This window comes from Bilophila wadsworthia ATCC 49260 (genome assembly GCF_000701705.1).
Taxonomy (GTDB): Bacteria; Desulfobacterota; Desulfovibrionia; order Desulfovibrionales; family Desulfovibrionaceae; genus Bilophila; species Bilophila wadsworthia.
Window position 1 is genome coordinate 1 of sequence record NZ_JNJP01000103.1, and the last position, 10,011, is coordinate 10,011.

The window sequence follows — 10,011 nt, forward strand, 5'->3', positions numbered from 1 at the left end:
GGAAAGGGGGAGGTTTGGAGGGGGGAAGGGGGACCTTTCTTTAGAAAGGTCCCCCTTCCCCCCTCCAATTTTTCCTCTATTTCACCAGCTTCCTCAACCATGAGATCGGATGCATGGACGGGAGCTTCGTGTGATGCGAAATCTGAAGGCGGCAGGTGCCGCACTCGGTGACGCAATACTCGGCGGCACTGTCCTTGACGGCCTTGAAGAGATCGGAACCGACCGAGGCCGCCACATCGTACTTTTCCTTCTTGAAGCCGTAACTGCCGGAAATGCCGCAGCAGCCGGAACGGGCGTCCTCGACGTTGGCGGAAGCCATGCGGAGCAGATCAAGGCCCGGCTTGCCGATGCCCTGCGCGCGCAGGTGGCAGGGGGCATGATAGACCAGCTTCGTGGCGTCTTCGCGTACGTCGATGTCGAGCTCGCCGGACTCGATAAGGCCGATGAGGAACTCGCAGGCATCCTGCACATGGGGGACAATGGACTCATGCTTGCCGAGTTCCGGGAAATACTCGGCATACTCCTGCTTGAGCATGAGCTGGCAGCTCGGGCAGACCGTCAAAATGGGGACATCGCCGGACGAAACGAGAGCGGCGAGCGTGTCCACGTTCCGGCTCGCGGCGGCGCGGGCGTCGTCGAAGAAGCCGTTCGCCACCATCGGCAACCCGCAGCACTCGAACTCGGGCACAATGACCTCATACCCCGCCTTTTCCAGCATGAAAACGAGATCCTTGCCGGTCTGCGGGTCGTAGTCGTTCACGTAACAGCCGGGGAAAAAGACGGCCTTCTTGGTGAGGCGGCTGCGATCCGAGGCCGTCAGCATCGCGTTGTGGTCGCCCATCCATTCCGTGAAGCTCCGAGGCACGAACACGGGCATGGGCGCGCGGGCGTCCACGCCGAACTTGTCGAGGATGAGCCGGGTCAGCGCGTTGGTGGAGCCGACATTGACCAGCCAGCCCGGAAAACGGCGGGCCAGCCTGCCGAGCATACGCCCGTGGGACAGTACCCAGTCGCGCAGGGGCGGCTTGTGGCGCTTGCAGTACTCCGCACGGGCCAGCATGTTGAGGGTCGAAATCTTGACCCCGGACGGACAGGCGATGTCGCAGTTCTTGCAGTTGGAACAATAGTCCAGCGCCTCGATTTCCGAGATTTCCCCGCCGCCGGTTTCGTCATACAGGCGGAAACGCTCGGACGAAGGCCCGGTCAGCTTCGGCCCCTTGAAGGCCCGCGTCGCCTTGGTGACGGGGCAATAGGCCACGCAGGTCGAGCAGGTTGTACATTTATCTACAGTTTCAATAGGTTTCATACGCACCTCAGGCGTTCATGGCTGCAAAGAGGGCCGTGGACAGCGCGACGCCGTTGCCGGACTTCTCCGCGGCGTGATCGTAGCCGCCGAGCGTCTTGCCGATAAAGAACACGTTGCCGCACAGCGGGTTGCCGTCCTTGCCGAGCGGGCGGAGTTTGGCGTCCACATCCGGGCCAAGCAGGGCGAAGCCGTGCGACGGGCGGGGCGTCCCCGGCGTCTGGCGGCAGGCCGGGTAGGCTTCCGGCAGCGACCACTCTGGAGACGACGGGTTCAGGGGCAGATCAATATTGAAGATCGGCTCCCATGCGCGTTCGGGCTCGATGGCGAACCCTTCGCCGAGCACGCCGCCCGTGGCGATGATGAAGGAACGCGCCTCATAGCGGCGCTCCTGCCCGTTGTTGGTCGTGATCAGCGCGGCGCAGCGCCCGTTTTCGACCACGGCCCCGGTGATGGTGGACTGCTCGATGAGATCCACATCGTATTTCTTGAGCAGGCGCAGGAGCAGGGCGTGCAGGCGCAGCCCCGTCACCGCCGGGGGCAGGCTGGAGATTTCGTTGACGATGTGCCCCGTGCGATCCTTGATGGCGTTGTGCACGTCGTTGTTGGCGGCGGTACCGAGGATGGCCGGGACGAACACCGCGCCGGGCACGCCGCGCACGATGTATTTGTTCAGGCTCTTGCTCAGCCAGAGGATGCCTTCGGGCGTATCCAGATAGCGGGCCAGATCGAGGGTGGAGAGGTCGCGCTGGAGCGGGAACGGGCTCGGCAGGATGACCGGGACGATGTTCTTCCCGATGTACCCCTTGCGCGTCGCAAGGCCCTGCGCCGCCAGCGCCGGGGAGAAGTCCTTGAGCCCCTCGACCCCGGCGATGAAAATGTTGGCCGCTTCGGCCACGCCGTGCATCGACATGGTATGGGGCACAAGATAGCTCGGCTTGGTCGTGCCGAGGGCCGTCACCACGCGGGTGTTTTGTTCGTTGTTGCAGAGGTAGGGACAGCCGCCCTCGTCGCAGAACTCGAGGAAGCAGGACAGCGCTTTTTTGACGGTCTCCGCGCCGACGATGGCGTAGGGATGGCGCGGGGACAGGCTGTCGAAGCCGTCGAAGGGCGAGGTAAGGGGCGTGCCGTCGGAACGGTAGCCGAGCACGTCGATGGTGCCGCCGCCGATGGCGAGCACGCCGGAGCCCTTGGTGACGAGCAGCGTGCGCTTCCCGGCCTTTGCCGCGAACAGGGCCGCGCTCAGCCCGGAAAGGCCGCCCCCGGCGATCATGACGTCATAGGGTGTTCTTTTGATCATTCGTCGGCTCCGTCTACGTTGAGGGTCGCGCCGTACATGCCGCGCGCCAGCTCGGTTTCACGCAATTCGCTGCCCCACAGCACCGGGCGGATGCCGTACCAGCGCTCCTGCTGGAAGCTCTGGAGCAGATCCGGCGCGCCGCAGGGGAGGGCGTCGCACTCTCCCGTACCGCAGGCCTGCATCCCGGCGGGCAACAGCTTGGCTTCGAGCACCGCGCCCACGCCGCGCAAGCCGCAGAAACTCCCCTGACAGGTGCCCATGCCCATACGGGTGCGGCGGCGGATGTCGTTGAGGGAATGGGACGTGGGTTCGGAAGCGACCTGTTCGAATTCCGCGATGGTGACGCGCTCGCATTCGCACAAAAGCGCCTTTTTCCACGGCGCGGCCTCAAGGCGTTCCACCGTGGCGGCAAAACTGTCGCCAAGGCGCGATTCGGCCTGTTCCAAGCCTTGCGCCGGGAAGACCTTGCGCGCGCGTTCCAGCAGGGCCGGGGGCGTATCCTCCACCAACGGCTCCACGGCGGTACGGCACTGTGCGGCCACGCCGAGCTTGGCACAGACGAGGTCGGCCATGCGTTCACCCATGAGGCGGTAGGTGGTCAGCTTGCCGCCGCAGATGGTCGCCATGCCCTTGAGCCCTTCCTTTTCATGGTCGAGGACCACGAAGTTGCGGGAAGCGCCCCGGCCTTCGGCGGACGGGTCGGCGGTGTACAGGGGCCGCGTCCCCGCGAAGGTGCGGAGGATGCGGTAGCTGTCGATTTCCGGGAAAAGCACGCGGCCGATGTCGAGCAGCTCATGCACTTCGGCGGTATCGGGCACGGTGTCGTCGGGCTTGTCGGTCTTCTTGGAGGTGGTGCCGAGGATGGTGATGGAGCCGTGCGGCACGAAGATGTCGCCGTCGGACGCCTTGCGCAGCCGGTTGATCACGCGGCTGGTGAAGCGGTGGTTGAAGGCAACCAGCGTCCCGCGGTCGGGCTTGACGTTGATGTCCAGCCCCGCGGTATGGGCCAGCTCGCCCACCCAGCTCCCGGCGGCGTTGACCACGAAGCTGCAGGGGATTTCCCCGGTCTGCCCGGTGCGGGAGTCGCGCACGCTTACGCTCGTGACTTGTCCGTTGGCGCTGTTGATGGAAGTGACTTCCGTATAGGTACGGAAGCCCGCGCCATGCCGGACGGCGTTCTGGACGTTCTGCCAGACGAGGCGGAAGCCGTCCACGGCGGAGTCTGGCACGCGGTACACGGATACGATGTTGTCCGCGAGATTGGGTTCGAGCGCACGGGCTTCTTTTACGGTGAGGGGAGTGGCTTCGATCCCGCACTTGTCGCAGGCCGTGACCCACGTAGCTTCAAACTCGGCCCCGTCTTCGGGCGTGCGGACGAAGAAGCCTTCGGTTTCCTCGACGCAGTGCTTGCCGATGCGCCGGAGGATGCGGTTTTCCTCGATGCATTCCCGGCCCGCCTCGGCGTCTTTCACCGCGTAGCGCGCGCCGCTGTGGAGCAGGCCGTGGAAGCGGGAGCTTGTGCCGTGGACGAGGTCGCGCTGTTCGAGCAGCAGCGCCTTGACCCCGCGCATGGCGAGGTCGCGCAAGGTTCCCGCGCCCGTGGCTCCGCCGCCGATGACGACGACGTCCCAGTGCCGCTTGGTATATTCTGAAAGTTCCTGCATGGATGTTCCCGTTCTTTCTGGATTTGTCCCGGTTCGCCCCGGGAGTGCGTCGTCCCTGAACGTAGCCTCTTTGCCATCCGTTTACAATAGAATATTCACATATGAAACCATAGACAAGGATAAAAAGTTCTTATTCGAAAATTTTTGAAAAAGTGAGATATTGGGGAGGGGAAAGCGGGCCTTTTGAAAAAGCTCCCCTTTCCCCTCCCAAAAAACACCCCTATCCCCCTAAAATTTTCGTAAGGGTCGGCGGCGGGACGGGACGATTGGAAAAGCTGAACGATGGCATACGTCTCCCGGATCTGCGTTATAAGGAAATACAAAAGGCTTGTTGGCTTACCCTAATGGTTATAGATGGGGAAATGCCGATATGTCTTGAAGCGATGGAAAGCTGGACGAGGGGGCGCTGCGTTGTCGGCAGGTCGCTTTTTTGAGAGGGTCCATTTCAAGGGCAATCCGTTTCAGGGAGTACTGTAACCAATGGGTTGATACAGGTACGAAAGCCTTTGAAGAAGCGAGGGATGGGTGCGGGCCCGTGCATGTGGTTCTGGAGAGGAGAAGCGCGGGGAGGTTCCTTTCTTCTCCAGAGAGTCTTCCGCCCGATGCTTCCAGAACCGTTTCTGCAGTCTCTCTTCTTGATGTTTTCGTGACTGGATTGCGGAGGGAACGCGATTCAGGCATGTCCGGGAGCATGAGCATGATTTCGGAGTTTTTCGCGGACGGGATGATCCCGTGGTCGCCGATTTTGCTGTCGTTGAAGGTCGCGGGCCTTGCGACCGCCGCCTCGTTTTGCGCCGGGGTCGCCGCCGCGTGGCTTCTGGCCCGCCGCCGTTCGCCTTTTTCCGCTGTCTTGGACGCCATGTGCACGCTTCCGATGATACTGCCGCCCACGGTTCTGGGCTATTATCTTATCCTGCTGGTCGGGCGGCGCGGCGTCATCGGGCCGTGGCTGGCCGAGTGCGGCATCAACCTGATTTTTTCATGGCAGGGAGCCGTGGTTGCGGCTACGGTGGTCGTGTTTCCGTTGATCTACAAGTCGGCCCGTGCCGCGCTGGAGCTGGTGGACCCGCGTCTTGAGAACGCGGCCCGCACGCTCGGGGCGTCGGAGTGGAAGGTCTTTTGGCAGGTGTCGCTGCCTCTGGCGTGGCGCGGCATCGTCGCCGGGGGGATGCTGGCCTTTGCGCGTGGCATGGGCGAGTTCGGCGCGACGCTGATGATCGCGGGCAATATCCCCGGCAAGACGCAGACCCTTGCGCTTGCCATCTATGACGCGTTTCAGGCGGGCAACGACGAACAGGCGACGGTGCTGGTCGTGTTGACGTCGTGCCTGTGCCTTACCATTCTTGTCCTTGCCGACAGGTTGTTCGGCGGAAAGGCGGGAGGCCGCTGATGCTTGATGTGCAGATACGCAAGCGCCTCGCCACGGGGCGGAAAAGCGGCGACAGTTTTTCCCTCGACGTGTCCTTGAGCTGCGCCACCCGGCGGCTTGTCCTGTTCGGGCACTCCGGTTCCGGCAAGACGCTTACCCTCCAGTCGCTGGCGGGGCTGGTCCGGCCTGACGGCGGATACATCAAGATTGGGGACGATGTGCTGTATGCTTCGGAGAAGGGCATCGATCTCCCGGCCCGTGAGCGCCATCTCGGGTATGTTTTTCAGGACTACGCCCTGTTCCCGCATCTGACGGTCCGCAGGAATGTGGAATTCGCGCTCGACAAGACGAAGCGGACCTTGTTCGGCCGCCCCTCCCCTGCGGCCCGCAAATCCGTAGATGATCTTCTGGAGCGTTTCGAGGTCGGGCATCTGGCCGAGCGGTATCCCCGTGAAATTTCCGGGGGCCAGCGGCAGCGCGTCGCGCTTGCCCGCGCCCTTATTACCGCGCCCCGTATGTTGCTGCTGGACGAGCCCTTCGCCGCGTTGGACCCGCTCCTCCGGGTCAGGATGCGCCGCGAGATCCGTGCCCTGCTCGACGAATGGAACATCCCCGTCGTGCTGATCACCCATGATCCCGCCGACGTGGACGCCTTTGCGGACTCGCTGGCCGTCTACCGCAATGGCATGATCCGGCATGTCCTCGACGATTATCCCGCCCGCCGGGCGAGCGAGCCGGACGCCCTTTCGCTCCTCGCGCCGCTGGTGGAAGTGTAACCGGAAGAAACACGGCAGCGAGGACAAAAACGAAGAAACGCCGCCGCTTTTCCGCTGCCCTCGTTTTGCCCGGCTTCCGGTTTTCCCCGATAGCAAAAAGCCTTCCCCGTGTTCGGAGAAGGCTTTTCCGTTCTTGGCAATCCCCTGCAATAGGGATTCGATAAAGGCGAAAGTCTTTGGGGATGGAGGGGAAGGGCCTTTCTGAAGAAAGGCCCTTCCTCCCCAAGATCTCGTTTACATCCCCAAAACGACGGCAAACGCCTTGAACAGGACGGACACGGGCTTGCCGGGCTCAAGCTTGAGCACACGGGCGCTCTGGGAGGTGATGACGGCGCAGACGGTGGTGCCTTCGTCGAGGGTGACGAGGACTTCGGCTTCGATTTCTCCGAGCTGGACGCTCTGCACCTTGCCGGAGAAGTGGTTGCGTGCGCTGGTGGGCGCGTCGCCGGTGCTGATGATGACCCACGGGGCCTTGATCGTCGCAGTGGTGTTGATGCCTTCGCGGAGTTCGAGGTTGTCGGCGCTTTCAGCCGTGATGATGGAGACGACCTGAAGGCCGGTGGAGGTCAGGATTTCCACTTCAACGAGCAGGTCGCCGCGCTTGATGCGGTTAATGGTTCCAGTGAACGCGTTGCGGGCGCTGGTTTTTTTCATAGCTTCCCTCCTAATATGGGAATGGACGATTTTTCGGGCGTCTTCACGGGAAAAGTGAAGGTAACTTGCCGTCAGGGTCGGGCTCTGCTGCCCGAGGAACTGCTGGACGATCTTGAGCGGCACGTCGCCGCGCAGAAGCTCTATGCCCCGCGAATGCCGGATGACCCGGGGGCTGAGGAGCTCTTTGGGCAGATCGACGTCTTTCGCCCGCTCATAGAAGATGCGGCGCACATAGCCTTGATCGAGGTGCAGCACTTCGCCGCGCAGGCCGAACATGAGGGGGGACTCCAGCACTTGCCGGATTTCCGTCATGATGGCTTCGGGAAATTGAAGTTCCCTGAAGTTCTGCCCCCGGACGCTGACGACGGAACGGGCAAAGTCTAGATCCGTGCGGTCGTCGATGGACAACACTTCGCCGAGACGCAGCGCGCCGTAGCGGATGAGCAGAAAGACCAGCCAGAGCCGTCCCCTTGAACGGCCTTGCGTCGTGGAGACGGACGCCTTGTACCAATCAAGAAACGCCTTGGAGACGGCGTCGAGCTGTTCCGAGGTCAGGTGCCTGACATTTTCCGGGACGGTGAATTGGCCGCCGGGATGCGGCGTGGACGGGGGCGGGACCTGGGGCGCGTTGCGGGTTTCACGTTCGTGGCGGACACAGGCTTCGATGAACCGCAGGGCGGAGTCATCAAGCCCCTGAACAAGGCGGGTTATTTCTTCCTGCATGGAATCTCCTCTGTACCGATAAGCGACTTCTCGGGATATGCAGGCTATCCCACGGGCTGATGTGGGCGAAAGTCGGTCACGCAGTTTCTCGAAAGAGTGACAAGATTGCCGGGAAAACGCAAGGGGGGTATTGCTGAAAAGGTTATCGTTCGTGAACCGCAACAGTCGAACAACAAAGGAGTATGAACATGGATAAGCGTTTTTTCCGTCGGTGTGCCCGAAATGCGGCGTTCAGCCTTTTGGGATGCCTCCTTTTGGCGGCTCCGGCGTTTGCGGCGCAGGAAATCACGGTTTCCGGCGCGGCCAGCCTGACGAATGCGTTCACGGAGATAAAGGGGCTCTTTGAGAAGAAATACCCCGACATCAAGGTACATACCAACTTTGCGGCCTCCAACCCGCTGCTCAAGCAGATGGAAGAGGGGGCCCCCGTCGATGTGTTCGCTTCCGCGGATCAGGAAACGATGGACAAAGCCGCGGCCAAGAAGCTGGTCGATACCGCCACCCGCAAAGATTTCGCGCTCAACGATCTCGTCATGGTCGTTCCTTCCGACAGCAAGCTCAACTTGACCGGGGCCAAGGATCTGGCCAAGCCCGAAGTCAAGCGCATCGCCGTGGGGAATCCCGACTCCGTCCCCGCCGGCCGCTACACCAAGGCGGCCCTGACGACCGCCGGCCTTTGGGAAACGTTGCAGCCCAAGTATGTTTTCGGCGCGAGCGTCCGTCAGGCTCTGGATTATGTGGGCCGTGGCGAGGTCGACGCCGGTTTCGTTTACCGTACCGACGCCAAGCAGGGCGGCGACAAGATGAAGGTGGCTGCCGTGATGGACGGACACAAGCCCGTCCTGTATCCCATCGCCGTGGCGACCACGGGCAGCAACCGTGATGGCGGCGCGAAGTTCGTCGGTTTCGTGCTCTCTCCCGAAGGGCAGGCTGTGCTTGCCAAGTATGGCTTCAGCAACCCGCAGAAGTAGTTGCATATACATGTGGGGAAGGGAGGGGAAACCTTTCTGAAGAAAGGTTTCCCCTCCCTTCCCCACACCCCATCCCTCCCCATCCCAAGACTTTCGACGTTATCGAATCCCTGCTCGCAGTCGTTCTTTTTATGTTTCCCCTCGAACGATGTTGGATGATTGTTTCGTCTGCGGCATCGCTGTCGGCAGGAGGCTTTTTTCTTTATGGATTCCCTTGAGGGTGGCGGGTTGCCGTGGGAAGGGCATGTTGGAGGTTTTTAGGAAAACGTCAATATTCATTGGCGGTTGCTGGTGCTGTGCAAGGCCGGTTCCCCGGAAAGCAAAAAGCTTGCAAGGAATGAGGATTCAGGGAACAATATTCCCGAATCCTCATTTTTTTCAGGAGCACGGAACCATGCGGCATTGGCTTTTCAAAAGCGAACCCGACTGCTATTCGTTTACCGATTTGGAAAACGCGCCCGGCCAGACCACAAGTTGGGACGGCGTGCGGAATTATCAGGCCCGCAACTTTATGCGCGACGACATGAAGAAGGGGGATTTGGGATTCTTCTACCACAGCGGCAAGAATCCTGAAATCGCCGGGATTGTGGAAATCGTGCGCGAAGGGCATCCCGATATCACGGCGCAGGATCCCGAGGCCGGGCATTTCGATCCGAAAGCCACACCGGGCGATCCCCGCTGGTACATGGTGGATGTGAAGCTGGTGCGGCGATTCGAGCCGCCGGTTCCCCGCAGCCTGTTGCGGTTTGTCCCCGAGCTGGCGGGTATGGAGCTCATGAAGACCGGAAGCCGCCTTTCCGTACAGCCCGTGGAGGCCGAAGCCTATGCCGCCATCGTCAGGCTGGCGGACCAGCTCGCCGCGGACAAGGCGGCGGGGCAAGAGGTGAAGGCATGAGCGAACTTTTGCATTCTCCCGATGCCGAGCTTGCCGCGCTGAAGGCCCGTGTCGCCCGCTTGGAGCGGCTGGAGGAGCAGGTCTATTTTCAGGAGCGGACGCTTTCCGCCCTCAACGAGGCGATCACGCTCCAGCAGAGGCAGCTGGACGATCTTCAAGGGCGTATGGAAGCCGTTGAGGAGAAGTTCCGTGAGCTTTGGGAGCTTGTCGGCAACGAAGGCGGCGAAGCGACCGTGCCCCCGCATTATATGAAGCTTGCATAGGTTTTGTTCGATTAGACAAAAAGTTTGGAGGGGGGAAGGAGGGCCTTTCTTCAGAAAGGCCCTCCTTCCCCCCTCCAAACCTCCCCCTTTCCT

General features: G+C 61.7%; 9 protein-coding genes. 5 read left to right on the forward strand and 4 right to left on the reverse strand.

Annotated features, from left to right (window positions below):
- Positions 1-76: 76 nt before the first annotated feature.
- Genes T370_RS0119385 through glpA form a run of 3 tightly spaced genes read right to left on the reverse strand, consistent with a single transcriptional unit; the run spans position 77 to position 4,267 of the window.
- Positions 77-1,306, reverse strand: coding sequence for an anaerobic glycerol-3-phosphate dehydrogenase subunit C (locus T370_RS0119385; RefSeq protein WP_016360729.1), 1,230 nt, complete (start codon positions 1,304-1,306; stop codon positions 77-79).
- Between the two features lie 7 nt (positions 1,307-1,313).
- Complete coding sequence (gene glpB / locus T370_RS0119390; RefSeq protein ID WP_005025262.1) at positions 1,314-2,603, reverse strand: anaerobic glycerol-3-phosphate dehydrogenase subunit GlpB; 1,290 nt, start codon at positions 2,601-2,603, stop codon at positions 1,314-1,316.
- Positions 2,600-4,267, reverse strand: coding sequence for an anaerobic glycerol-3-phosphate dehydrogenase subunit GlpA (gene glpA, locus T370_RS0119395; protein ID WP_034507170.1), 1,668 nt, complete (start codon positions 4,265-4,267; stop codon positions 2,600-2,602). The genes glpB and glpA overlap by 4 nt, the downstream gene beginning before the upstream one ends.
- Positions 4,268-4,964: 697 nt before the next feature.
- On the opposite strand from glpA, the gene modB reads away from it, so the two are divergent.
- Both modB and T370_RS0119405 read left to right on the forward strand, forming a co-directional pair.
- On the forward strand, positions 4,965-5,657 hold the full coding sequence (gene modB / locus T370_RS0119400; RefSeq protein ID WP_009733508.1) for a molybdate ABC transporter permease subunit: 693 nt from the start codon (positions 4,965-4,967) through the stop codon (positions 5,655-5,657).
- Positions 5,657-6,412 carry a sulfate/molybdate ABC transporter ATP-binding protein gene (locus T370_RS0119405; RefSeq protein ID WP_029436722.1) on the forward strand — a complete coding sequence of 252 codons (756 nt, stop codon included), beginning with the start codon at positions 5,657-5,659 and terminating at the stop codon, positions 6,410-6,412. The genes modB and T370_RS0119405 overlap by 1 nt, the downstream gene beginning before the upstream one ends.
- Positions 6,413-6,646: 234 nt before the next feature.
- Here T370_RS0119405 and T370_RS0119410 read toward each other — a convergent pair whose 3' ends face one another.
- The gene (locus T370_RS0119410) at positions 6,647-7,789 is read right to left on the reverse strand and encodes a TOBE domain-containing protein (RefSeq protein ID WP_029436723.1); all 1,143 of its coding nucleotides are present in this window, start codon (positions 7,787-7,789) and stop codon (positions 6,647-6,649) included.
- Positions 7,790-7,977: 188 nt separating this feature from the next.
- Between T370_RS0119410 and modA the strand changes: the two genes are divergently transcribed.
- From modA to T370_RS0119425, 3 genes are all read left to right on the forward strand, one after another.
- Positions 7,978-8,760 (forward strand): molybdate ABC transporter substrate-binding protein, encoded by a 783-nt coding sequence (modA, locus tag T370_RS0119415; RefSeq protein WP_034507173.1) that lies wholly within the window; start codon positions 7,978-7,980, stop codon positions 8,758-8,760.
- Positions 8,761-9,154: 394 nt separating this feature from the next.
- Positions 9,155-9,655: an EVE domain-containing protein gene (locus tag T370_RS0119420; RefSeq protein ID WP_029436725.1), complete on the forward strand. Its 501-nt coding sequence runs from the start codon at positions 9,155-9,157 to the stop codon at positions 9,653-9,655.
- Complete coding sequence (locus T370_RS0119425) at positions 9,652-9,918, forward strand: SlyX family protein (RefSeq protein ID WP_005025276.1); 267 nt, start codon at positions 9,652-9,654, stop codon at positions 9,916-9,918. The genes T370_RS0119420 and T370_RS0119425 overlap by 4 nt, the downstream gene beginning before the upstream one ends.
- Positions 9,919-10,011 lie beyond the last annotated feature (93 nt).